At 63.7% G+C, this 23,348-nt stretch carries 22 protein-coding genes; 19 read left to right on the top strand and 3 right to left on the bottom strand.

The genetic code is table 11. From position 1 onward, the window contains the following. The first annotated feature begins 121 nt into the window (after nt 1-121). From uvrB to AC6H0N_RS11560, 7 genes are all read left to right on the top strand, one after another. Complete coding sequence (gene uvrB / locus AC6H0N_RS11590) at nt 122-2,194, top strand: excinuclease ABC subunit UvrB (protein ID WP_497574267.1); 2,073 nt, start codon at nt 122-124, stop codon at nt 2,192-2,194. Continuing rightward, the gene (locus AC6H0N_RS11585; RefSeq protein ID WP_497574266.1) at nt 2,191-2,697 is read left to right on the top strand and encodes a low molecular weight protein-tyrosine-phosphatase; all 507 of its coding nucleotides are present in this window, start codon (nt 2,191-2,193) and stop codon (nt 2,695-2,697) included. Before uvrB ends, AC6H0N_RS11585 begins: the two co-directional genes overlap by 4 nt. 68 nt (nt 2,698-2,765) lie before the next feature. Beyond that, the gene (locus AC6H0N_RS11580) at nt 2,766-3,455 is read left to right on the top strand and encodes a GntR family transcriptional regulator (protein ID WP_497574265.1); all 690 of its coding nucleotides are present in this window, start codon (nt 2,766-2,768) and stop codon (nt 3,453-3,455) included. A gap of 641 nt (nt 3,456-4,096) precedes the next feature. Continuing rightward, nucleotides 4,097-5,167: a TRAP transporter substrate-binding protein gene (locus tag AC6H0N_RS11575; RefSeq protein ID WP_497574264.1), complete on the top strand. Its 1,071-nt coding sequence runs from the start codon at nt 4,097-4,099 to the stop codon at nt 5,165-5,167. A gap of 79 nt (nt 5,168-5,246) precedes the next feature. Next, the gene (locus AC6H0N_RS11570) at nt 5,247-5,780 is read left to right on the top strand and encodes a TRAP transporter small permease subunit (RefSeq protein ID WP_497574263.1); all 534 of its coding nucleotides are present in this window, start codon (nt 5,247-5,249) and stop codon (nt 5,778-5,780) included. Further along, entirely contained in the window at nt 5,767-7,098 is a 1,332-nt protein-coding gene (locus AC6H0N_RS11565; protein ID WP_497574262.1) for a TRAP transporter large permease, read from the top strand. Before AC6H0N_RS11570 ends, AC6H0N_RS11565 begins: the two co-directional genes overlap by 14 nt. 42 nt (nt 7,099-7,140) lie before the next feature. Next, nucleotides 7,141-8,736: a gamma-glutamyltransferase family protein gene (locus AC6H0N_RS11560; protein WP_497574261.1), complete on the top strand. Its 1,596-nt coding sequence runs from the start codon at nt 7,141-7,143 to the stop codon at nt 8,734-8,736. Between the two features lie 155 nt (nt 8,737-8,891). On the opposite strand, the gene AC6H0N_RS11555 is transcribed toward AC6H0N_RS11560, so the two are convergent. Next, nucleotides 8,892-11,744, bottom strand: a complete 2,853-nt coding sequence (locus AC6H0N_RS11555) for an Rne/Rng family ribonuclease (protein WP_497574260.1) — start codon at nt 11,742-11,744, stop codon at nt 8,892-8,894. 459 nt (nt 11,745-12,203) lie between these two features. On the opposite strand from AC6H0N_RS11555, the gene AC6H0N_RS11550 reads away from it, so the two are divergent. Both AC6H0N_RS11550 and AC6H0N_RS11545 read left to right on the top strand, forming a co-directional pair. Next, complete coding sequence (locus AC6H0N_RS11550; RefSeq protein WP_497574259.1) at nt 12,204-13,163, top strand: RluA family pseudouridine synthase; 960 nt, start codon at nt 12,204-12,206, stop codon at nt 13,161-13,163. Continuing rightward, the gene (locus AC6H0N_RS11545; RefSeq protein WP_497574258.1) at nt 13,160-13,816 is read left to right on the top strand and encodes an HAD-IA family hydrolase; all 657 of its coding nucleotides are present in this window, start codon (nt 13,160-13,162) and stop codon (nt 13,814-13,816) included. The genes AC6H0N_RS11550 and AC6H0N_RS11545 overlap by 4 nt, the downstream gene beginning before the upstream one ends. Nucleotides 13,817-13,825: 9 nt before the next feature. On the opposite strand, the gene AC6H0N_RS11540 is transcribed toward AC6H0N_RS11545, so the two are convergent. Then, a complete protein-coding gene (locus tag AC6H0N_RS11540; protein ID WP_497574257.1) occupies nt 13,826-14,401 on the bottom strand; it encodes a Maf family protein in 576 nt (191 codons plus the stop codon). Between the two features lie 125 nt (nt 14,402-14,526). Between AC6H0N_RS11540 and AC6H0N_RS11535 the strand changes: the two genes are divergently transcribed. The 9 genes from AC6H0N_RS11535 to AC6H0N_RS11495 all read left to right on the top strand — a co-directional run bounded on the left by AC6H0N_RS11535 (nt 14,527) and on the right by AC6H0N_RS11495 (nt 20,965). Further along, a complete protein-coding gene (locus tag AC6H0N_RS11535) occupies nt 14,527-14,961 on the top strand; it encodes a YceD family protein (RefSeq protein WP_497574256.1) in 435 nt (144 codons plus the stop codon). 29 nt (nt 14,962-14,990) lie between these two features. Beyond that, a complete protein-coding gene (rpmF, locus tag AC6H0N_RS11530; RefSeq protein WP_497574255.1) occupies nt 14,991-15,170 on the top strand; it encodes a 50S ribosomal protein L32 in 180 nt (59 codons plus the stop codon). An 81-nt stretch (nt 15,171-15,251) separates the two neighbouring features. Next, complete coding sequence (gene plsX / locus AC6H0N_RS11525; protein WP_497574254.1) at nt 15,252-16,271, top strand: phosphate acyltransferase PlsX; 1,020 nt, start codon at nt 15,252-15,254, stop codon at nt 16,269-16,271. Beyond that, complete coding sequence (locus tag AC6H0N_RS11520) at nt 16,268-17,233, top strand: beta-ketoacyl-ACP synthase III (protein WP_497574253.1); 966 nt, start codon at nt 16,268-16,270, stop codon at nt 17,231-17,233. The genes plsX and AC6H0N_RS11520 overlap by 4 nt, the downstream gene beginning before the upstream one ends. 14 nt (nt 17,234-17,247) lie before the next feature. Continuing rightward, nucleotides 17,248-18,177: an ACP S-malonyltransferase gene (gene fabD / locus AC6H0N_RS11515; protein WP_497574252.1), complete on the top strand. Its 930-nt coding sequence runs from the start codon at nt 17,248-17,250 to the stop codon at nt 18,175-18,177. A gap of 4 nt (nt 18,178-18,181) precedes the next feature. Further along, on the top strand, nt 18,182-18,931 hold the full coding sequence (gene fabG, locus AC6H0N_RS11510) for a 3-oxoacyl-ACP reductase FabG (RefSeq protein ID WP_497574251.1): 750 nt from the start codon (nt 18,182-18,184) through the stop codon (nt 18,929-18,931). Nucleotides 18,932-19,025: 94 nt separating this feature from the next. After that, nucleotides 19,026-19,265 carry an acyl carrier protein gene (acpP, locus tag AC6H0N_RS11505; protein WP_497574250.1) on the top strand — a complete coding sequence of 80 codons (240 nt, stop codon included), beginning with the start codon at nt 19,026-19,028 and terminating at the stop codon, nt 19,263-19,265. A 20-nt stretch (nt 19,266-19,285) separates the two neighbouring features. Continuing rightward, on the top strand, nt 19,286-20,521 hold the full coding sequence (gene fabF / locus AC6H0N_RS11500) for a beta-ketoacyl-ACP synthase II (protein WP_497574249.1): 1,236 nt from the start codon (nt 19,286-19,288) through the stop codon (nt 20,519-20,521). Then, complete coding sequence (locus AC6H0N_RS11495; protein ID WP_497574248.1) at nt 20,522-20,965, top strand: protein YgfX; 444 nt, start codon at nt 20,522-20,524, stop codon at nt 20,963-20,965. It abuts the gene before it with no gap. On the opposite strand, the gene nadB is transcribed toward AC6H0N_RS11495, so the two are convergent. Further along, entirely contained in the window at nt 20,949-22,529 is a 1,581-nt protein-coding gene (nadB, locus tag AC6H0N_RS11490) for an L-aspartate oxidase (RefSeq protein WP_497574247.1), read from the bottom strand. The genes AC6H0N_RS11495 and nadB overlap by 17 nt on opposite strands. 218 nt (nt 22,530-22,747) lie before the next feature. On the opposite strand from nadB, the gene rpoE reads away from it, so the two are divergent. After that, on the top strand, nt 22,748-23,347 hold the full coding sequence (gene rpoE, locus AC6H0N_RS11485; protein ID WP_497574246.1) for an RNA polymerase sigma factor RpoE: 600 nt from the start codon (nt 22,748-22,750) through the stop codon (nt 23,345-23,347). The last annotated feature ends 1 nt before the right edge of the window (nt 23,348 follow it).

The following is a 23,348-nucleotide window of genomic DNA, read 5'->3' as shown; positions in this document are numbered from 1 at the left end:
CCGGGGTCGATGGAACCGTGCTTTGAACGGCAAATTGCGAAATAATCGGCGGTCTGGGCCGCTTGGCGATTCCTCCCGGAATTGCCGTTTTACGGCCTGCGCACAGGAGCAAGAGTCTACCATGACAAGCCCAACGGGCACGGACAGCGTCATCACCTTCGAGGGTAGCCCCTTCCGTCTGCACCAGCCGTTTGCGCCTGCTGGCGACCAGCCTGCGGCCATCGAAAAGCTGCTTGAAGGCATCGGGGACGGGCTGATGTTTCAGACCCTGCTCGGCGTCACCGGCTCGGGCAAGACCTACACCATGGCCAACGTGATCGCGCGCAGCGGCCGGCCGGCCTTGGTACTGGCGCCGAACAAGACGCTGGCGGCGCAGCTTTACGCGGAATTTCGCGAGTTCTTTCCCGAGAATGCCGTCGAGTATTTCGTCAGCTACTACGACTACTACCAGCCCGAGGCCTATGTGCCGTCGCGCGATCTGTTCATCGAGAAGGACTCGTCGATCAACGAGCACATCGAGCAGATGCGCTTGTCGGCTACCAAGAGTCTGCTTGAGCGGCGCGACGTGGTGATCGTGGCGACCGTGTCATGCATTTACGGTATCGGTGATCCGTCCGACTACCACGCCATGGTGCTGCACCTGCGCGAGGGCGAGCGCATGGCGCATCGCGACCTGATCGAGCGTCTGGTGGCCATGCAGTACACGCGCAATGACGTGGATTTTCAGCGCGGCTGCTTTCGCGTGCGCGGCGACGTGATCGACGTCTTTCCGGCCGAGAACGCCGAGCTGGCCGTGCGCATCGAGATGTTCGATGACGAGATCGAGCATCTGACGCTGTTTGACCCGCTGACCGGGCATCTCAAGCACAAGCTCGCGCGCTTCACGGTGTATCCGTCGAGCCACTATGTGACGCCGCGTGCGACGGTGCTCAAGGCGGTTGAGGGCATCAAGCAGGAGTTGAAGGAACGGCGTGAGCAGTTCCACCGCTCCGGCAAGCTGGTTGAGGCGCAGCGCATCGAGCAGCGCACGCTGTTCGATCTCGAGATGCTGGCTGAGATGGGTTTCTGCAAGGGCATCGAGAACTACTCCCGCCATCTCTCCGGCCGCGCCTCCGGAGACCCGCCGCCGACGCTGATCGACTACCTGGCCTCGGACGCACTGTTGTTCGTGGACGAATCGCACGTGGCCATTCCGCAGATCGGCGGCATGTACAAGGGCGACCGTTCGCGCAAGGAAAACCTGGTCGAGTACGGCTTTCGCCTGCCATCGGCAGTGGACAACCGGCCGCTCAAGTTCGACGAGTTTGAGCGACTGATGCCGCAGACAGTGTTCGTGTCCGCGACTCCGTCGGACTACGAGGCACAGCATCAGGGGCAGGTGGTCGAGCAGGTCGTGCGCCCGACCGGCTTGGTCGACCCGCTCATTGAGGTGCGCCCGGCGACTACCCAGGTCGACGACCTGCTCTCCGAGATCAAGCGCCGTGTGGCGGTGTCGGAGCGGGTGCTGGTCACCGTGCTGACCAAGCGCATCGCCGAGGATCTGACCGAGTACTTCCGCGAGAACGGCGTCCGCGTGCGCTACCTGCACTCGGACATCGACACCGTCGAGCGCGTCGAGATCATCCGCGACCTGCGTCTGGGCGAATTCGACGTGCTGGTCGGCATCAACCTGCTGCGCGAGGGCCTGGACATTCCCGAGGTGTCGCTGGTGGCGATTCTGGATGCCGACAAGGAAGGCTTTCTGCGGTCCGAGCGCTCGCTGATCCAGACCATCGGCCGCGCCGCGCGCCACCTGCACGGCACGGCCATCCTGTACGGCGACCGTGTCACGCGCTCAATGAAGGCCGCGATGGACGAGACCGAGCGGCGCCGCAACAAGCAGATTGCCTTCAATGAGGCCAATGGGGTGACGCCGCGCAGCGTCTCCAAGCGCATCAAGGACATCATCGACGGCGTGTATGCCGGCGAGGGTGATGACTTGAAGGCCAGCCGCGTCGCCGACAGCGCACGCATCGACTACGCGCTGCTCGACGAGAAGGCGCTGGCGAAAGAGATCAAGAAGCTCGAGAAGGCCATGCAGGTGCATGCGCGCAATCTCGAGTTCGAGCAGGCTGCAGCCATGCGCGACGAGCTGTTCCGCCTGCGTCAGCGCGCCTTCGGTGCCGACGTGCATGACGGAGGAGGGGACGCATGAGTGCCCCACGTCCCCTCCATGTGCTCTTTGTATGTACCGGCAACATCTGTCGGTCGCCGACGGCTGAGGGGATTGCGCGACGCATGCTCGACGACGCCGGATTGGCCGCTGAAGTGGTGCTCGATTCCGCGGGCACGCATGGCTACCACGTTGGCGAGGCGCCTGATGCGCGCACCCGGCAGGCGGCGCTGATGCGGGGCTACGATCTCTCAAGCCTGCGTGCCCGACGCCTGGAACTGGCGGATTTCGAGCGCTTTGACCTCCTGCTGGCGATGGACCACGGGCATCTTCAGCAGATGCACAGCATGTGCCCGCCTCATTTGCGGGAGCGTGTAGGGATGTTCATGGCATTCGCGCCGCAGGCTGTGACCGAAGAGGTCCCCGATCCCTACTATGGCGACGGCAATGGCTTCGAGCACGTGCTGGATCTGTGCGAAGCCGCTGTCAGTGGGCTGATCGAGCGAATCGCGACGGCCGGCCCGCCAGGTCCCATCGCGCGTTGACCGGCCTCTCGCCGCCGCGTATTTTCTCAGTCTCATTCCCTTGTCCTGCCGGCGCCCTGACCACCCTCATGTCCCGATCCAACCGTAACGATGTCGGAGCGCCTGTTCCCCGCGATTCCGAAACCCAGGCGCAGTATGCGTATCGTCAGATCGAGGAGATGATCGTCAAACTGTCGCTGCCTCCGGGTAGCCGCATCTCCGAGAAGTCGATCAGCGCGCAGCTCGGCATCGGCCGTACGCCGGTGCGAGAAGCCCTGCAGCGCCTGGCTTACGAACGGACGATCAAGGTCTTGCCGCGTTCGGGCGCAGTGGTGTCGGAGATCGATATCGCGGAACACTTCAAGCTCATTGAAGTGCGGCGTGAGCTGGAGCGGATTCTGGTGGGACGTGCCGCGCGTCTGGCCGAGCCGGCCACCTGCAAACGCTTTGCCGAGCTGGCCGAGCGTTTCTCCGAGGCCGCCGAGCATGATGATGAAGCCATCTTCCTGCCGGCCGACGCCGAGTTCAACGCATTGGTTGCCGAGACCGCACGCAACGATTACGCCGCCGCAGCCATGCGGCCCCTGCAGGCGCAGACGCGACGCTTCTGGTATCTCTACTTCCGTCAGGTCGGCGATCTGGCTCAGGTGTCGGGTCGGCATGCCGAGATCGCCGAGGCGATCGGGCATAAGGATGAAAAGCGCGCGCGCGAGGCTTCCGACCGCCTCGTCGACTATGTCGAGCAGTACACCTACCGCACCATGCGGGCGCTACTCTGACGCTCCGCGCGATTTCTGACATGGCAGTTTTGGCGCGGTAGATCGCTTCTCTGCGACCATTTCCAACTCGCTATTCCTGACGTGGCGTATTCACGCCACTTTTCTTGCAGTCTCTCGGCGCCCCAATCGAGTGCGTGCCTAGGCACTTTCGCACGCATTCAGTGCATTGATTGGCAACGAGTATTCATGCGAACAGCAAGCGTCGCAAACGTGCTGCCGCCTCATTCAGGGCGACACGCAGGCAGGTAAGCGGGGTGGCAGTGTGAGCGCGCCGGTTTGAGACCGGCTGCCACTGGCACAACAATTTGCTTGACTCAGTCCGCACGAATCCTAAACTTGCATGGCAATTGTCGTTCTGACATGTCAGTTGCGACGGGTTGTTATTTGGGCAAATTTCAAAATGAGCGTGGGCATCTGATGTGTCAGGATGCAGCGGGGCTGGAGAGGTACGCAAGCCGACATCGGTGCCCCGGGAATGTTTTTTGTCTGACTCAGAAAAGCTGGTACGGAGTTTGCAGTAGTCGCGAGCGGGGCGGTCGTGTTGTCCGCAGTGGTGCAGGCCAGCAAGGGTGCGCCGGACGTGGGCGGTCGATCCCGGATTTTCCTTTTCGGTAATGGAGAGTGATATGAATCGACGTGGCATGCTTAAAGGTACCCTTCTCGCGAGCGGCGCAGCCGCTACGGCGGGTTTTCCGCTCATCGCGAGTGCGCAGAAAAACTTCAACTGGAAGATGACCACCACCTGGCCGGCAGGTACGCCGTACTACCAGTCGGGTCCGGGCAGTGCAGAAGCCTTCGCCAAGCGGGTTGAGGCCATGTCCGGTGGGCGTATCAAGATCAAGGTGTACGCCGCTGGCGAACTGGTGCCGGCCTTCGAGGGCTTCGATGCCTGCTCGGCCGGCATCGTGGAAATGAACCACGGTGTGTCGTACTACTGGGCGGGCAAGACCTTTGCCGCGCAGTACTTCGCGACCGTGCCGTTCGGCATGAGCTTTGTCGGTCACCATTCGTGGCTCTATCACGGCGGCGGCATGGAGCTGTGGCGCGAGGTCTACAAGCCCTTCAACGTGGTTCCGATGGCGGCCGGTTGTACCGGTGTGCAGATGACCGGCTGGTTCAAGAAGCCGGTCGAGAGCGTGGCCGACTTCAAGGGTCTGAAGATGCGCATTCCGGGTCTGGCCGGCCGCATGTACGCCTCGCTGGGTGTGGACGTCAAACTGCTGCCCGGTGGCGAGATCTTCCCGGCGCTGGAGCGTGGCGTGATCGACGCCGCCGAGTGGGTTGGTCCCTTCCTCGACAAGCGTCTGGGTTTGCAGAACGCCGCCAAGTACTACTACACGACCGGCTGGCATGAGCCCGCAACGACCTCCGAAATCGTCATCAACGACAAGGCTTGGGCGAGCTTGCCGGACGACCTGAAGGCCATCGTGCAGGCCGCCGCCGACGCGACCAACCAGGAAGGCATGCTGTGGATCGAGGCGCAGAACGGCCCCGCCCTTGCCGACCTGGTCGACAACTCCGGCGTCAAGGTGGCCCGCCTGCCGGAAGACGTCATCAAGGCGCTGCGCGAATCGAGCCGCAGCATCCTGAGTGACGCCGCTGCCAAGGATCCGATGGTCAAGAAGGTGCACGACTCGTTCTTCGCGTTCAAGGCGAAGCACGACAAGTGGAACCAGATCAGCGAAACGACCTTCGCCACGACGGTTCGCTAAGCTGTTCCCCCGCCGTGGCGGCCGGTACGCGCAAGCGGTCGGCCGCCACGGTTTTTACGAATACCGAGAGAGTCCTCCCATGACAAAACTCGAAAGGACGGCCGACAAAATCGAGTCGTTCATCGACTGGAGCGGCCGGCTGACTTCCTGGCTGATCCTCGCTCTGGTGGTGCTGATTGCGGCCGAAGTACTGCTTCGCTACACCATCAGTTTCGGCGCCGTATGGGCGCAGGAGCTGGAATGGCACCTGCTCGCGGTCATCTCGCTGTGGGGCATCGCCTACACGCAGAAGCATGATGCGCATGTGCGTGTCGACATCGTCTATCAGACCTTCAGTCAGCGCACCAAGGACTGGATGGAGTTGTTCAGCGCCGCCTTTCTGATGGCGCCGATGTCTTTCTACTTCGCCTGGCTGGCCATACGTTTCGTCACCCAGTCCCACGACATGGGTGAGATTTCCCCCGATCCCGGCGGGCTGACGCACCGCTGGATCCTCAAATCCTTCGTGATTTCCGGCTTCACTCTGCTCGGCATACAGAGCATCGCCATGGCGCTGCGCAAGCTCGCGGCCGTGATGGGTCACCGCACTGGAGCGCGCAATGCCGACCAATGAAATCCTCGCCATTCTGATGTTGGTCAGCTTTGTCGTCATGCTCACGCTCGGCGTGAGGGTGGCGTACGCGATCGCGGTGTCCGGCATCGTCTTCGGCCTGATCGGCTTCGGGCCACTGCTGTTCAATCTGCTGCCCTCTCGTCTGTACGGCGCGGCCACCAACTACACGCTGCTGGCGGTGCCGCTGTTCGTGTTCATGGGGGTGATGCTGGAGAAGTCGCGCATCGCCGAGGACATGATCGACGTCATGGGACATCTGGCGGGGCGTCTGCGCGGCGGCATGGGCATGGCCATTGTGTTGGTCGGCGTGATGATGGGCGCGGCCACCGGCATTGTTGGTGCGACCATCGTCACCTTGGGGTTGATCGCGCTGCCGACGCTGCTCAAGCGCGGCTACGACCACGGCCTGGCCAGCGGGGCGATCTGCGCGTCCGGTACCTTGGGCCAGATCATTCCGCCAAGCCTGGTGCTGATCCTCCTGTCCGACCTGATGGGCGAGTCGGTCGGCACGCTGTTCGCGGCCGCGTTGATGCCAGGCCTGATGCTGGCGGCCCTTTACGTGCTCTACATTCTGTTCATTGCCTGGCTCAAGCCCGAACTCGCGCCGGCGCTGACCGAGGAAGAGCTCGGCACGATGTCGCGCATGGACTTGTTCAAGGCCTTCCTGCGCGGCGTGCTGCCGCCGATGGCGTTGGTCGGTGCGGTTCTCGGCTCGATCATCGGCGGCATTGCAGCGCCGACCGAGGCCGCGGCCATGGGCGCTTTCGGCGCCATCGTGCTGGTCATCGGCCTGGGCAAGATGAACATGGACGTGCTGCGCGATACCTTGCGCCAGACGCTGATCACGACGTCCATGATCATGTTCATCATCCTCGCCTCGCAGGCCTTCAGCCTGTCCTTCCGCGGACTGGGTGGCGAAGACCTGATTGCGGAGTTCATGGAGCTGGTGCCGGGCGGGTTGTGGGGCACGATCATCTTCATGATGGTGCTGCTGTTCATCCTCGGCTTCTTCCTGGAATGGATCGAAATCTCCTACATCGTCCTGCCGCTGCTGCTGCCGTTCTTCGTGGCGGCCGGGGTGGACATGGTGTGGCTGGGCATCCTGATCTGCATCAACCTGCAGACCTCGTTCCTGACGCCACCCTTCGGCTGGGCGCTGTTCTTCCTCAAGGGCTGCGCGCCACCCGAGGTGAAGGTGATGGAGATCTACAAGGGCGTCATTCCGTTCATCGGCTTGCAGATTCTCGGGTTGGGGCTGGTCATGGCCTTCCCCGACATCGCCACCTGGCTGCCCAAGGCCATCGGCTGGATGAAGTAGCACCACGCATTCACAAATAACAACGAGCAAGGAGAAGACGAGATGATCAATCCGGTCCGCGCAACGCGCGGGATCGCGGTGGCATCACACGCCATGGCCGCGCAGTCCGCCTCGGCGGTACTGCGCGACGGAGGCAATGCGCTGGAGGCAATGATTGCTGCAGCTGCAACGATCGCGGTGGTCTATCCGCACATGAACGGTATCGGCGGCGACAGCTTCTGGCTGTTCTCCGAGCCGGGCAAGGCGCCGCGTGCGATTGATTCCTGTGGCGCCGCGGCGGCCGGTGCGACGCGCGAGTTCTATGCGGGCAAAGGCATGGCGTCGATTCCGATGCGTGGCCCGTTGGCCGCAAATACGGTGGCCGGCACGATTTCGGGTTGGGATCTGGCTTTCCAGGTGAGCCGGGAGTGGGGCGGCACTTTGACGCTGCAGCGTCTGCTTGCCGACGCCATCGGCTACGCACGGGACGGGATCCCGGTAACCCGCAGCCAGGCGGCCAGCACCAGTGCCAAGTTTGGCGAGTTGCACAGGCAGCCGGGCTTTGCCGATACCTTTCTGGTGGATGGTTCGGCGCCGGCCGAAGGCAGTGTGTTCCGTCAGCCACGCATGGCGGCGACGCTGCAGCGTCTTGCTGACGCCGGTTTGCGCGACTTCTACGAGGGTGAGCTGGCGCGGCGCATCGCCGCCGATCTGCACAAGCTCGGCAGTCCGGTGCGCGCCGAGGATCTCGCGCGGCACCGCGCCGAGTTGCGCACCCCGGTTGAGCTGAAGCACTCGTGCGGCAAGGTCTACAACATGACGCCGCCGACGCAGGGCGTCATCTCGCTAGCCATTCTCGGCACGCTGGATCGCCTGGGCGTGGGCAAGGTCGATCCGATGTCGGCCGACTACATTCACCTCACCGTCGAGGCCACCAAGCAGGCCTTCCGGGTGCGCGACGAGCACGTCACCGACCCGGCCTACATGGCGATCGACGCGCAGTCGCTGCTCGATCCCGACAAGCTCGATGTCCTGGCCGGAAACGTCGACCGCAACCGCGCGCTGGCCTGGGGTGGAGCGACCGATCCGGGCGACACGATCTGGATGGGCGTGATCGACGGAGAAGGGCGTGCGGTGTCTTTCATTCAGAGCATCTATCACGAGTTCGGCAGCGGCGTTGTGCTGCCCGACACCGGCATCAACTGGCAGAACCGCGGCTGCAGCTTCTCGCTCGACCCCACGGCACTCAACACGCTGGAGCCCGGCCGCAAGCCTTTCCACACCCTCAACCCTGCGCTGGCCGTGCTCGACGATGGCCGAAGCATGGTCTACGGAACCATGGGGGGCGATGGCCAGCCGCAGACGCAGGCGGCGGTGTTCACGCGCTACGTGCAGATGGGCATGGGCCTGCAGCAAGCGGTCACGGCGCCACGTTGGCTGCTCGGGCGCACCTGGGGCAGCATGTCCGAGTCCCTCAAGATCGAGTCACGCTTTGCGCCGCGCGTCGCCGAAGAGTTGCGCCGCCGTCGTCACACCGTCGATGTCATCGATGCTTTCGACGAAACCGTGGGCCATGCCGGGGCGCTGGTGCGCCACCCCAGCGGGATGATGGAAGGCGCTTTTGATCCGCGCAGCGACGGGGCCGTGGCGGGTTTCTGAGGTTCGCTGCTGAACAGAGACGGGCGACCCGCGGGTCGCCCGTTTTCATTTCGCCACCTGATTTACCTCTGGTGCCGTCAAGCCCTTTGACACCGCGTGGCAAAAGAAAGGGCCACCCGCAGGTGGCCCTTTGTACGTATCCCGAAAGATCCGGCTTACTTGTCGCGCGTCTCGACCTGTTGGAGCGGCTCTTCCGCTACAGCCTTCTGGCGTCGCGGGGTACGGCCGAGCGGCATTGTCTGCTGCGGTTCAACCGCCGGGGCTGCGCCCGGCTTGGTTTCGACCAGCTCCAGCCCAGCCTGTGCCAGCGGCGCGGTCATCGAGATCGGATCGCTCGGACGGGACTTCGCGGCCGCAACAGGCTCTACCGGTTCGGCCGGCTCGGTCTGCACTTGTTCGACTTCCTCGGCGACAGTGACAGGCTCAGCGGCAACGACTGCTGCCTCGGGAGCCGTCGGTGCTGCGGCAACTTCAGTGGCCTCGGCAACCTCAGCAACTTCAGTCGTCGGTGCAGCCTCTTCAAATGCGGGAATGCGCTCTTCGATCGGAGCTTCCACCGGTTCGACCGGAGCGACTTCCAGTGCCGGAACCTCTGCCGCCGGGGTCGGTGCTGCCGGCTGCTGTTCCGCGACGGTAGTTACTTCAGCTGCGCTTTCCGCTGCGGGTGCCGCGACCACGGGCTGCTCCGCTTCGGCGGCTTCCGGGGTGCTTGCACTCACGGACTCTTCGGCGACGAAGGCGGCCTCGCCGTCGGAGGTGCCATCGTTCTCACCTGCATTGGCGGAATCCTGACGGTCCGCGCCACCACGGCCGCGACGGCCGCGACGACGACGACGACGTGCCGGAGCGGCTTCGTCACCGTTCTCGCCGGCGTCCGTGGCCTGTGCCTCGGTTGCGGCTTCGGCTACGACCACCGCGGCGGCAACTTCCGCCAGTTCGACAGCCTCGGCGACTTCCGTTTCCTTGCGCGGTTCGGCCCGCTGACCGCGACCACGGCGGTTGCGACCACCTTGCGATTCAGCACTCTCGCGAGCGGGAGCCTCGCGTTCGGCGGCTTCCGGCTTGCGTGCCTGACGGCCACGCGGATTCGCGTTTTCTTCCTGGCGCTCGGCGCGGTCGCTCTGACCCTCACCGCGGCGACCACTACGTCCGTTGCGACGGTTGTCGCCCCGTTCGCCTCGTTCGGCACGATCACCGCGTTCGCTGCGATCACCGCGCGACGGGGATTTCTCCTGGCGGCGCGGCTTCTCGGCGGCCTTGGCGGCGGGCTCGGCCGGAGCCGGTACCGGGGCGTTGCTACGACTCAGCCAGCCGAAGAAGCGGGAGATCAGTCCTTTGCCTTCGGCCTCGGCGGCCGCTGCAGGCGCGGGCGCCGCGGCGGCGGAGGTCGGTGCCGGCTGTCCGGGGGCAATGCCCTTGACGGCCGCTTCCGGGCGGGCCGGTTTGCCGCTGCCTTCAGCGTCCGGCAGGCGCATGTCGACGGCCGGCGGCTGGCTGGCCATCTGGTAGCTCGCCAGCGCGATGTCTTCGGCGTCGAGCTGGTCGTGACGCAGCCGCACGATTTCGTGGTGCGGCGTTTCCATGTGCCGGTTCGGCACGATGATGATCTGGATGCGGTGACGCAGTTCGATGCGCGCGATGTCCGAGCGCTTCTCGTTGAGCAGGAAGGTCGCAACGTCGACCGGCACCTGGATGTGCACGGCGCCGGTGTTCTCCTTCATGGCTTCTTCTTCGAGGATGCGCAGGATGTGCAAAGCGGAGGATTCGGTGCCGCGAATGTGGCCGGTGCCGTGGCAGCGCGGGCAGGGCACGTAGCTGGTCTCGGACAGGGCCGGGCGCAGGCGCTGGCGCGACAGTTCGAGCAGGCCGAAGCGACTGATCTTGCCGGTCTGCACGCGGGCGCGGTCGTGATGCAGGGCGTCGCGCAGGCGGTTCTCGACTTCGCGCTGAGCCTTCTGCGACTCCATGTCGATGAAGTCGATCACGATCAGACCGCCCAGGTCGCGCAGGCGCAACTGGCGGGCGATTTCGTCGGCGGCTTCGCAGTTGGTGCGCAGCGCCGTCTCTTCGATGTCGGCACCCTTGGTGGCGCGACCGGAGTTGACGTCGACCGACACCAGCGCTTCGGTGTGGTCGATGACCAGCGCGCCGCCCGAGGGCAGCGTGACCTGGCGTGCGTAGGCCGATTCGATCTGGTGCTCGATCTGGAAGCGCGAGAACAGCGGCACATCGTCGCTGTAGCGCTTCACCTTGTCGACGTTGTCGGGCATGACGTGGGCCATGAACTGGCGCGCCTGCTCGTAGACGTCGTCGGTGTCGATCAGCAGTTCGCCGATCTCGGGCTGGAAGTAGTCGCGGATCGCGCGGATCACGAGGCTGCCTTCCTGATAGATCAGGAAAGCGCCGTTCTGCGAGGTCGCCGCGCCGTCGATGGCCTGCCACAGTTGCAGCAGGTAGTTCAGATCCCACTGCAGCTCTTCGGCGGAGCGGCCGATTGCGGCGGTGCGCGCGATCAGGCTCATGCCAGCGGGAGCTTCGAGCTGGTCCATGACTTCGCGCAGTTCGGCGCGCTCATCACCCTCGACACGGCGCGATACGCCGCCGCCGCGCGGGTTGTTGGGCATCAGGACCAGATAGCGGCCGGCCAGAGAAATGTACGTGGTGAGCGCTGCGCCCTTGTTGCCGCGCTCGTCCTTCTCGACCTGAACGATGAGTTCCTGGCCAACGGACAGCACATCCTGGATGCGCGCCTTGCCGGCATCACCACCGCCGGAGAAATAGCTGCGCGAGATTTCCTTGAAGGGCAGGAAGCCATGACGCTCCGAGCCATAGTCGACGAAAGCTGCTTCGAGACTCGGTTCGATGCGGGTAATGACCGCCTTGTAGATGTTGCTCTTACGCTCTTCCTTCGATGCCGATTCGATGTCGAGGTCAATCAATTTCTGACCATCGACGATCGCGACGCGGAGTTCCTCGGCTTGCGTCGCATTGAAAAGCATGCGCTTCATGTATTTCGTACTCCCGCGTTGTCACACGGGCAGGACGAACGGCGCGCACCATCGCGCTTACGGGTTCAGGAGCCGATTGTTGAGACTGCTTTCATCCGGGATTCTGTGGCGTTGATGGGTCGGGCTGGTCGCTTTCCGGAGTTCCCGCGCCTTGGCCGGAACTCTTGATCCTGCATGTGCTTAACGCTTGTGGGTCCAAGGTCTCGATCCTGTGGATCGAGGTTCGTCGTCTGGGTTACCATCGCCGCTTTTGCCGCGCGCGAGGCAAGCCTTGTGAGGTTTGTCGGGAGCACGCTTGTGGGCTCATTTCCGGACCGGCTCCGGCACCTTCGGGTGCCAAAGAATCCGGTCATCACCGGCAAAACCAGCGCAGAGTATATTTCATCAGTGTGCTGCAACGCAAAGTTCTTATAAATAGCCGGCCGGTTTGGTGGATGCGATGCTGCGGTGCGAAATAAAATGACAGGGGGAAGTGTGGCTCAAGGCGCAGCGCCTGCGGTAGTGCGGGTGCGCATCGATGAAGGGGATGCGGGGCAGCGCATCGACAACTACTTGTTGCGGATGTGCAAGGGCGTGCCCAAGAGTCACGTCTATCGCATTCTGCGCAGTGGTGAAGTCCGGGTGAACGGCGGGCGTATCGGGCCGACCTACCGCCTGATGGATGGTGACGAGATTCGCATTCCGCCGGTACGTATCGCCCAGCGTGAAAGTACTGCGCCGGTGCCGGTCGGTACGCCGCTGCCCGTGGTGTTCGAGGATGACGCGCTGGTGGTGGTCAACAAGCCCGCCGGTACGGCCGTGCACGGTGGCAGTGGTGTCAGCTATGGCGTGATCGAGCAGTTGCGTGCGCAGCGCCCCGATGCCCGCATGCTGGAGCTGGCGCACCGCCTTGACCGCGAGACCTCGGGCTTGCTGATCATCGCCAAGAAGCGTTCCGCTCTGAAGGTGCTGCATGACATGCAGCGCAACGGCAGCATCGAGAAGCACTATTTCAGCTTGGTGGTCGGGCATTGGAAGAACCGCCTGCAGCACGTGAAGTTGCCGTTGTTCAAGTATCTGCAGGCCGACGGTGAGCGCCGGGTGCGGGTGTCCGACGAGGGCAAGCCCTCGCACTCCATCGTGCGGCTGGTCAAGAATTACAAGCGTTTCAGTCTGGTCGAGGTTGAGCTCAAGACAGGCCGTACACATCAGATCCGCGTGCACCTGACGCATCTGGGCTTTCCGCTGGCGGGCGACGACAAGTACGGCGATTTCCCGCTCAACAAGTCGCTGGAGCGCGAAGGGCTCAAGCGCATGTTTCTGCACGCGGCGCGATTGCGCCTTGCGCATCCGGTAAGTGGGGAGGTGCTTGATCTCGAGGCGCCGCTGCCGCCGGAGCTGCAGCAGTTCCTTGCGCGGCTGGATGCGGAGCAGGCATGAGCCAGCGATTCGGTTTGATCGTGTTTGACTGGGACGGGACGCTGCTGGACTCGGCCGGAGCCATTGCGCGCGCGATCCAGGCTTCTGCGCGCGACCTGGGTTTGCCGGAGCCGTGCGAAGAGCGTGCGCGGCACGTCATCGGGCTGGGTCTGCAGGAGGCGCTTGCGTATGCGGTGCCGGAGCTGGATCCGGTGGCCTACCCCAGCATGGTCGAGCGGTACCGTCACCATTATTTGTCGACCGATCATCAGCTGGAGTTGTTTGCTGGGTCCTTCGAGCTGGTTCAGGCGCTGGCCGGTTCCGGGCGCTTCCTTGGCGTTGCCACCGGCAAGAGCCGCAAAGGCCTGGACCGAGCCCTGAATCACAGCCGGCTTGGAGCGTTCTTCCATGCCACGCGCTGCGCGGACGAGTGCTTTTCGAAGCCGCATCCGCAGATGCTGGAGGAGGTCATGGCTGAATGCGGCGTATTGCCCGAGCGCACCCTGATGATCGGCGATACCACGCACGACTTGCTGATGGCGCGCAATGCCGGGGTTAGCGCAGTAGCCGTGGAGTTCGGAGCGCATCCGCGCCAGGCCTTGGTTGATGCTGCGCCGCTGGCGGTGATGGCGTCGACGGCGGCGCTTGCGGACTGGCTGGACGCGAACGCCTGAGCTCGTGGTTCAGGGTAGCTCGATGCCCTGGCTGCGCAAAATGCGCGACAGTGCGATGAGCGGCAGGCCGATGAGCGCGGTCGGGTCGTCACCGGAGAGCGCGTCGAGCAGCGTGATGCCGAGGCCTTCGGATTTGGCGCTGCCGGCGCAGTCGAGCGGCATCTCCTTGTCTACGTAGCGAACAATCTCGGCTTCGGTCAGTGCGCGAAAGCGCACCTGGGTCGGCACGCTGTCGATCAGTTGTTCTCCGCTGCGCGTGTTCACCAATGCCAGTGCTGTGTGAAAGATCACGGTCTGGCCGCTCATGCGGCGCAGTTGCGCGTGGGCGCGCTCGACGGTGCCCGGCTTGCCGAAGACTTCGCTGCCGATGTGGGCGACCTGATCGCTGCCGATGACCAGCGCGTCGTCGAAGCGTGCCGCGACGGCCAGCGCCTTTTCGAGCGCGAGGCGGTTGGCAGTGGCTTCGGGCGTTTCGCCGCTCAGCGGGGTTTCGTCGACCTCGGGTCGGGCGGTTTCGAACGGGATGTGCAGGCGTTCGAGCAGCATGCGGCGGTAGGCGGAAGTCGAGGCGAGGACGAGTCTCATCGGGCTGCGGAAATGCTCTTTGACAGGAAAGTCCGAAATGGTATCATCCCGCCCTTATGTCGCGACGCTGCGTCCTTTCCGATCCGATCCGCTTTGCTCTCGACGAGCGCAATCTGCAAGGGCGGGTGGCGCTGGCCGACATGGCGCGACTTTCCGACGTGCTGGTTGAGGCGGTCGGGGAAGCGGTCTGGACATTGACCGGAGAGCGCGATGTCGGTGGCAAGCCGTTTCTGCGGCTGGAAGTTCGGGCGCAACCGGTAGTTCGCTGCCAGCGTTGTCTGAACGGGCTGGAATGGGACTTCGATCACGTGTCGGTGCTGCGGCTGGTAAGGCCGGGGACGCCGATCGGTGATGAAGATCTTGAGAACGACGAATACGACACCATCGAGGCGCAGCCCGATCTGGACGTGATCGCGCTGCTCGAGGAAGAAATGCTGCTCGCGCTTCCGCTTGCCCCGGTGCATGAAAGTTGCGAGCCGCCGCGCCCGCATGGCGGGAATGACAAAAAATCGCCGTTTGATGTACTCGCTTCGCTGCGAGGCTCGAACAAGCTGCAATAAACGTATAGCCAGTTATCAGGAGCATTTCCATGGCCGTTCAACAGAACAAGAAGTCCCCGTCCAAGCGTGGCATGCACCGTGCGCACGATGCGCTGACCGCGCCCCCGCTGGCCGTTGAGTCGACCACGGGCGAGGTGCATCTGCGTCACCACATCAGCCCGAACGGTTTTTACCGCGGCCGCAAGGTCGTCAAGACCAAGGGCGAGTAAGCTGGCCCGACTCGAACGGCGCAGCGCATCGCGCGACTGCGCCGTTTTCTTGTCCACCTTCGGAAGGTCCAAGACACACGCATGGATGTCACCGTTGCAATAGATTGCATGGGTGGCGATCACGGGCCGGTTGTGACCGTGCCTGCCACCCGCGCGTTTCTTCGTAGTCATCCGGGCGCCAAGGCCATTCTGGTCGGCCGTCCAGAGGCGCTAGACGCGGCTGCTGCCGAGCTTGGCAATGAGTTTGCCGAGCGCTTTTCCACGCAAGTGGCGACCGAGGTCGTCGGCATGGATGAGTCTCCGGTCAGCGCGATGAAGAACAAGAAAGACTCGTCGATGCGGGTCGCGATCGAGCTCGTCAAGTCCGGTCGTGCCGACGCGGCTGTCTCCGCCGGCAACACCGGTGCGCTGATGGCGATTTCGCGCTTCGTCCTGAAAACCCTCCCCAATATTGATCGCCCCGCCATCGCCACGGCTTTGCCGACCATGAAAGGCAAGTGCTACGTGCTGGACCTGGGCGCCAACGTCGATTGCTCGGCTGCGCATCTGCTGCAGTTCGGTGTGATGGGCGCTTCGCTGGTGGCCGCCATCGAGCACATCGAGCGTCCGCGCGTTGGTCTGCTCAACATCGGCGAAGAAGTCATCAAGGGCAACGAAGTGGTCAAGCAGGCCGGCGAGTTGCTGCGCAACAGCGGCCTGAACTTCATCGGCAACGTTGAAGGGGACGACATCTACAAGGGCAAGAGCGACGTGGTTGTTTGCGACGGCTTCGTCGGCAACGTCGCGCTGAAGGCTTCCGAGGGTATCGCGCAGATGATGGCGAGCTTCCTGCGTGAAGAATTCGGGCGGGGTTTGCTCTCCAAACTTTCGGCGCTTGCGGCCATGCCGGTGTTGAAGCGCTTCAAGCGCCGCGTCGATCACCGCGTCTACAATGGCGCGGTGCTGCTCGGTTTGCGTGGCGTGGTAGTCAAGAGTCACGGTTCGGCAGATGTGTTCGCATACGAGCAGGCCATTTACCGTGCAGCGGAGGCGGCAGCGAATCGCCTCATCGAACGAATCAGCGACCGCATGGCCGCAGTGGAAGGGGTGAGTGAGGCATGACATTCGCGCGCATTGCGGGAACCGGCAGTTTTGTACCGGGCGAACCGGTCACCAATCAGAACCTGGTTGAGCAGGGCATCGAGACCTCGGACGAGTGGATCGTCGAGCGCACCGGTATCCGCGCACGCCATCTGGCCGCCAAGGGCGTGGTCACCAGTGATCTGGCCGCCGAGGCAAGTCGTCAGGCGCTGGAGGCAGCCGGCCTGCAGCCGAATGACATCGATCTGGTGATCGTGGCGACGTCCACCCCTGATTGCATCTTCCCGAGTACGGCTGCTCTGTTGCAGGCCAAGCTCGGCATCGACAACGGCTGTGCCGCCTTCGACGTGCAGGCGGTGTGCAGCGGTTTCGTCTACGGCATGACGATTGCCGAGAAATTCATCCGTTCCGGCAGCAACCGCCGTGCGCTGGTTGTCGGTGCCGAGGTGTTCTCGCGCATCATCGACTGGAAGGATCGCGGTACCTGCGTGCTGTTCGGCGATGGTGCCGGCGCTGTGGTGCTGGAGGCAGCCGACGAGCCGGGTATTCTGGCCTCGGCGCTGCATGCCGACGGCAGCCACTCTCCGATCCTGTGTGCGCCGGGTACGGTTGCAGCGGGTGGCGTGATCGGCGACCCTTTCCTGCGCATGGATGGTCAGGCCGTGTTCAAGCTGGCGGTCAAGGTGCTTGGCGAGGTTGCCCAGGAAGTCATCGACGCGGCGGACATGCAGCTCGAAGACATCGACTGGCTGATCCCGCACCAAGCCAACATCCGCATCATGCAGGCCACCGCCAAGCGTTTGAAGCTGACCATGGACAACGTGGTGGTGACCGTAGACCGTCATGGCAACACTTCGGCCGCTTCCATCCCGCTGGCGCTCGACGCCGCCGTGCGTGACGGCCGCATCCGTCGCGGTCAGCACGTGCTGCTCGAAGGCGTCGGTGGTGGTTTCACCTGGGGCGCGGTGCTGTTCCGCTTCTGAAGGGAGTTTCAAGAATGTCCGTAGCACTCGTTTTCCCGGGGCAGGGTTCGCAGTCGGTCGGCATGATGGCCGCCTATGGCGACTTGGCCGTGATCCGCGACACCTTTGCAGAGGCCTCCGATGCGCTCGGAGAAGATCTGTGGGCGATGGTCGAAGAAGGTCCGGCCGAGCGTCTGTCGCTGACCGTGAACACCCAGCCGCTGATGCTGACCGCCGGCGTGGCGGTGTATCGCGCCTGGTTGGCCGCCGGTGGTCCGGCGCCGTCGGTGGTTGCTGGCCACAGTCTTGGCGAGTACTCCGCCTTGGTGGCGGCGGGCGCGCTGTCGTTTGCTGACGCTGTGCCGCTCGTGCGCTTTCGCGCGCAGGCCATGCAGGAAGCCGTGCCGGCCGGTGAGGGCGCAATGGCTGCGCTGCTCGGCCTTGATCCGGCGATCATCAACGAAGTCTGTGCCGAAGTGGCGCAAGGTCAGGTGGTGTCTGCCGCCAACCTCAACGCGCCGGGTCAGGTTGTGATCGCCGGTGCGACCGCCGCGGTCGAGCGCGCCATGGCGCTGGCCAAGGAGCGCGGTGTCAAACGGGCTGTGCCGCTGCCGGTGAGCGCGCCGTTCCATTGCGCGATGATGCGTCCGGCTGCGGAACGTCTGGCTGAACGTCTGGCGTCCGTGACGATTTCCGCGCCTTCTATCGCCGTCGTGAACAACGTTGATGTCGGCATCGAGACCGATCCGGCGCGCATCCGCGACGCGCTGATCCGCCAGGCCTACTCGCCGGTGCGCTGGATCGAGACGATCGAGACGATCGCGGCGCGTGGCGTCTCCCATATCTTTGAATGCGGGCCGGGCAAGGTGCTGGCCGGCATGAGCAAGCGCAGCGCCGGCGATGTGCCGTGCGCGTCCATCCACGATGCGGCGAGCCTCGGCGAGGCCGTTGCAGCGGCGAGGTAAGGTCATGAGCAAATCACTGGAAGGGCGAGTCGCCCTCGTCACCGGCGCATCGCGCGGCATCGGCCGTGCGATCGCCCTTGAACTCGGTGCCATGGGCGCCACCGTGATCGGTACCGCCACCTCCGAAGCTGGCGCGGCCGATATTTCGGCCGGCCTGTCCGAAGCGGGCGTGACGGGCGCGGGGCGTATGCTCAACGTCACCGATGCGGCCGCCTGTGAGGCGCTGCTTGGGGCGATCGAAAAGGAATTCGGTACGGTTGCCATCCTCGTCAACAACGCCGGCATCACGCGCGACAACCTCGCGATGCGCATGAAGGACGACGAGTGGTCCGACGTCATCAGCACCAACCTCGACGCCGTCTACCGCATGTCGAAGCTGGTCATGCGCGGCATGATGAAAGCGCGCAGCGGGCGCATTGTAAACATCACTTCGGTGGTGGGTAGCGCAGGCAATCCGGGACAGGCCAACTATGCTGCGGCCAAGGCCGGTGTTGCGGGCATGAGTCGTGCCCTGGCGCGCGAGCTGGGCAGCCGCGGCATTACCGTCAACTGCGTTGCGCCCGGCTTCATCGACACCGATATGACCAAGGCACTGCCTGAGTCGGCGCGTGAAGGCCTGCTGGGCCAGATTGCTTTGGGTCGCCTCGGCGATCCGCAAGAGATTGCTGCGGCGGTCGGGTTCCTCGCGTCGCCGGCAGCAAGTTACGTCACGGGTACCACCTTGCACGTCAATGGTGGCATGTACATGGCCTGATCAGCGGTCACGATAGCGACAGCCAGTGTTTTTGGTAGAATGTCGCGGCTTTGGTTTCACTCATATTTCTACATATCAGGGAAGGAGTCTCTCCATGGAGAACATCGAACAGCGCGTCAAGAAGATCGTTGCCGAGCAGCTTGGCGTCAACGAGTCGGAGATCAAGAACGATTCGTCGTTTGTTGACGATCTCGGCGCAGATTCGCTCGACACGGTCGAGTTGGTGATGGCGCTGGAGGAGGAGTTCGAGTGCGAAATTCCCGACGAAGAAGCCGAGAAGATCACCAGCGTTCAGCAGGCGATTGACTACGTCAACGCCCATCTGAAGAAGTAATTTTTCACCCGGAGCGAACATTGACCCGTCGTAGAGTTGTCGTGACCGGCCTAGGGGCGATCTCCCCGGTCGGCAATACGGTTCCTGAAGCCTGGGAGAATCTCGTCAATGGTCGCTCCGGTATTGGCGCGATCACGCGCTTCGATGCCTCCGCCTTTCCGGTGCAGATCGCTGGTGAGGTCAAGGGCTTCGATGTGGCAGCCTATCTTTCTCCGAAAGAGGCCCGCCGCATGGATTCCTTTATCCATTACGGGCTTGCCGCCGGCGTCCAGGCTTTCCGCGATTCCGGCCTGGAAGTGACCGAGGCGAATACCCATCGGATCGGTGTCAACATCGGTTCCGGCATCGGCGGTCTGCCGATGATCGAGGATACGCACAGCGACTTCCTCAACGCCGGTCACCGCAAGATTTCCCCCTTCTTCATTCCCGGCACGATCATCAACATGATCTCCGGCAATCTGTCGATCATGCTCGGCCTGCGTGGCCCGAACATTGCTGTGGTCACGGCTTGCACCACCGGCCTGCACGCCATCGGGCTGTCCGCCCGCATGATCGAGTACGGCGACGCCGACGTGATGGTCTGCGGCGGCGCCGAATCCACTGTCACGCCGTTGGCGATTGGCGGCTTCGCATCGGCCAAGGCGCTGTCCACGCGCAATGACGACCCGGCCACCGCCAGCCGTCCGTGGGACAAGGATCGTGACGGCTTCGTGCTCGGCGAGGGTGCCGGTGTGCTGGTGCTCGAGGAGTACGAGCACGCCAAGGCACGCGGCGCCAGGATTTACGCTGAACTTTCAGGCTTCGGCATGAGCGGTGATGCGTATCACATGACCGCGCCGGACACGGACGGCCCGCGTCGCAGCATGGTCAACGCCATGAAGAACGCCGGCGTGAACCCGGATCAGGTGCATTACCTGAACGCTCACGGCACTTCCACGCCGCTGGGCGACAAGAACGAGACCGAGGCGGTCAAGCTGGCGGTGGGTGCCGATGTGGCCAAGGGCCTGGTGGTCAATTCCACCAAGTCCATGACCGGTCACCTGCTCGGTGGCGCTGGCGGCCTGGAATCGGTGTTCACGGTGCTGGCCGTGCATAACCAGGTGTCGCCGCCGACCATCAACATCTTCGAGCAGGACCCGGAGTGTGATCTGGACTACTGCGCAAATACTGCGCGGGACATGAAGATCGATGTCGCGCTGAAGAACAACTTCGGTTTCGGTGGCACCAACGGAACCCTGGTGTTCCGCAAGATGTAAGTGCCCGCGCCGGAGATGCGCTATCCGCGATTGATTGCCGTTCGCGCTTCTCCACGCAGCTTCATTCTGATCGCCGCGATCCATCTGGTCGCGGCGATTTCTTTTGCGTATGTGGTTTTTGATTCGATATTGGCGCTTTTTGGGCTGTCGCTGGTGTTCGTCTGCTTCGTGCTGTCTTGGCGGGCTCAGCGCCGCAAGGCGGTGTCCTGCATCGAACTGGGAGACGACGGTTTGTTGCGCTTCCCGGAGCATGACGGGGAAGGGCAGCCCTGCGGGAGGCGGGCCGATTTCGGTCTGGTTCGTTGGCTGGAGTGGCGTGACGGGCCACGCCGTCACGCCTTGATGCTATGGCGCGCGGAGTGTTCGCCGGAAGACTGGCGGGTGCTGGGCGTGTGGTTGCGCCACAAGGCAGCCCACGCCTTGCCGCTCAGCGACGCGGCGTAAGCACCGTCGGCCGGGCGCGCGCGCTGGTGGCGGGGAAGTCGCGTGAGAAGTGCAGGCCGCGGCTTTCCTTGCGGCGCAGCGCACAGCGCACGATGAGGTCGGCAGTGACTACCAGGTTGCGCAACTCGATGAGATCGTTGCTGACGCGAAAATTCGAGTAGTAGTCGTGAATTTCGCGTGAGAGCAGGCGGATGCGGTGTTGTGCGCGCTGCAGGCGCTTGGTGGTGCGCACGATGCCGACGTAGTCCCACATGAAGCGGCGCAGCTCGTCCCAGTTATGCGAGATCACCACCTCCTCGTCGGCGTCGGTAACGCGCGATTCGTCCCACACCGGCAGGCTGCCCGGCTCGGGGCGCGGATTGGCGAGGATGTCGCGCGCAGCCGCTTCGCCGAACACCACGCATTCGAGCAGCGAATTGCTGGCGAGTCGATTGGCGCCGTGCAAGCCGGTGTAGGCGCTTTCGCCGACGCAATACAGGCCGGGCAGGTCAGTGCGTGCGGCCAGATCGGTTACGACGCCGCCGCAGGTGTAGTGCGCCGCGGGCACCACCGGTATCGATTCCTTGGAGATGTCGATCCCCAGTTCGAGGCAGCGCGCAAAGATATTCGGGAAGTGTTCGCGCAGCCACTCGGCCGGTTTGTGCGAGATGTCGAGATAGACGCAGTCCAGACCACGCTTCTTCATCTCGAAGTCGATGGCACGCGCAACCACGTCGCGCGGCGCAAGCTCTGCGCGCTCGTCGTGCTCAGGCATGAAGCGCGTACCGTCGGGCAGGCGCAGGATGCCGCCTTCGCCGCGTACAGCTTCGGTGACCAGGAAGGATTTGGCCCGCGGGTGGTACAGGCAGGTCGGGTGAAACTGAATGAATTCCATGTTCGCCACGCGGCAGCCCGCGCGCCAGGCCATGGCAATGCCGTCACCGGTGGCTACGTCCGGATTGGTGGTGTACAGATACACCTTGCCCGCGCCGCCGGTGGCCAGCACGGTGTGGCGTGCGCCGATGGTGGCGACGCGGCCCGTGCGGATGTCGAGCACATACGCGCCGAGGCAACCGGCGGCGGGCCGGCCGACTTTGGCGCCGGTCACCAGATCAAGCCCGATATGATGTTCGAGCACGTCGATGCCCGGATGCTGGCGTACCTGCTCGGTCAGCGTCTGTTGCACGGCTGCGCCAGTTGCGTCGGCAGCATGGATGATGCGCCGCGCCGAGTGCCCGCCCTCACGCGTCAGGTGGTAGCCCAGTGCGGAGCCTTCTTCACGGGTGAAGGGCACGCCCCGTTCGATCAGCCATTCGATGGCGCTGCGGCCGTGCTCGACGACGAAGCGTGTTGCCGCGTCATCGCACAGGCCGGCACCGGCCACGAAGGTGTCCTCGACATGTGCCTCGGTGCTGTCGGTGGCGTCGAGCACGGCAGCGATGCCGCCCTGAGCCCAACCGCTGGCGCTGTCGGACAGCGCGCGTTTGGTGACCAGCGCAACGCGCATGCGGTCGGCAAGGCGCAGAGCCAGGGACTGGCCGGCGGTGCCGCTGCCAAGGATGAGTACGTCGTAGTTCTTGAGCACGTGGGAGCTTTCGCGAGTGGGCGAGAATGCGCGGCTAGCGTATCACGACGTGAGGTTGATGGGCGGGACGCAGCTTTTTTGCGAAACAAAACCACGCGCACGTATGAACTATTCGTGAGCCCCCCGGTCTGTTTGCCAAGCTTCGGTTTTGCCGTCCCCATGGCGCGTCGTTATACTGCCGGGGTTTTTTGCCCCGATTCCCGGATAACGACCCGCGCATGAGTGATCGCGAAATTGATCAGGTGCTTGTTGAACGCGTACAGCGCGGCGACAAGCAGGCATTCGGCCTACTGGTATCCAAATACCAGCGCAAGCTGCATAGGCTTTTGTCGCGCCTGATTCGCGATCCAGCCGAAGTGGAGGATGTCGCGCAGGAAACCTTCATCAAGGCTTACCGCGCGCTTGGGTCGTTTCGTGGCGAGAGTGCTTTTTACACGTGGCTGTACCGCATCGGAATCAATACCGCGAAGAACTTCCTGGTCTCTCAGGGGCGGCGTGCTCCGACTTCGACCAGCTTCGACTCGGCCGAAGCCGAGACTTTCGACGACGCCGACCAGTTGCGCGACGTCAACACGCCAGAGCGCTTGTTGATGACCAAGCAGATTGGCGAGACGGTCGAAGACGCCATGGCGGCCCTGCCCGAAGAACTCCGCACAGCGATCATGCTGCGCGAGCTCGAAGGGCTGAGCTACGAAGAAATCGCGGGCATGATGGATTGCCCGATCGGTACGGTGCGTTCGCGCATCTTCCGTGCGCGCGAGGCAATTGCCGAAAGGCTGCGGCCCCTGCTCGATACGGCTCCCGACAAACGTTGGTAGG

This window comes from Pseudazoarcus sp. NS34 (genome assembly GCF_059703725.1).
The sequence above is the reverse complement of the archived record's forward strand: the minus strand, read 5'-3'. Positions and strand labels throughout refer to the sequence as shown.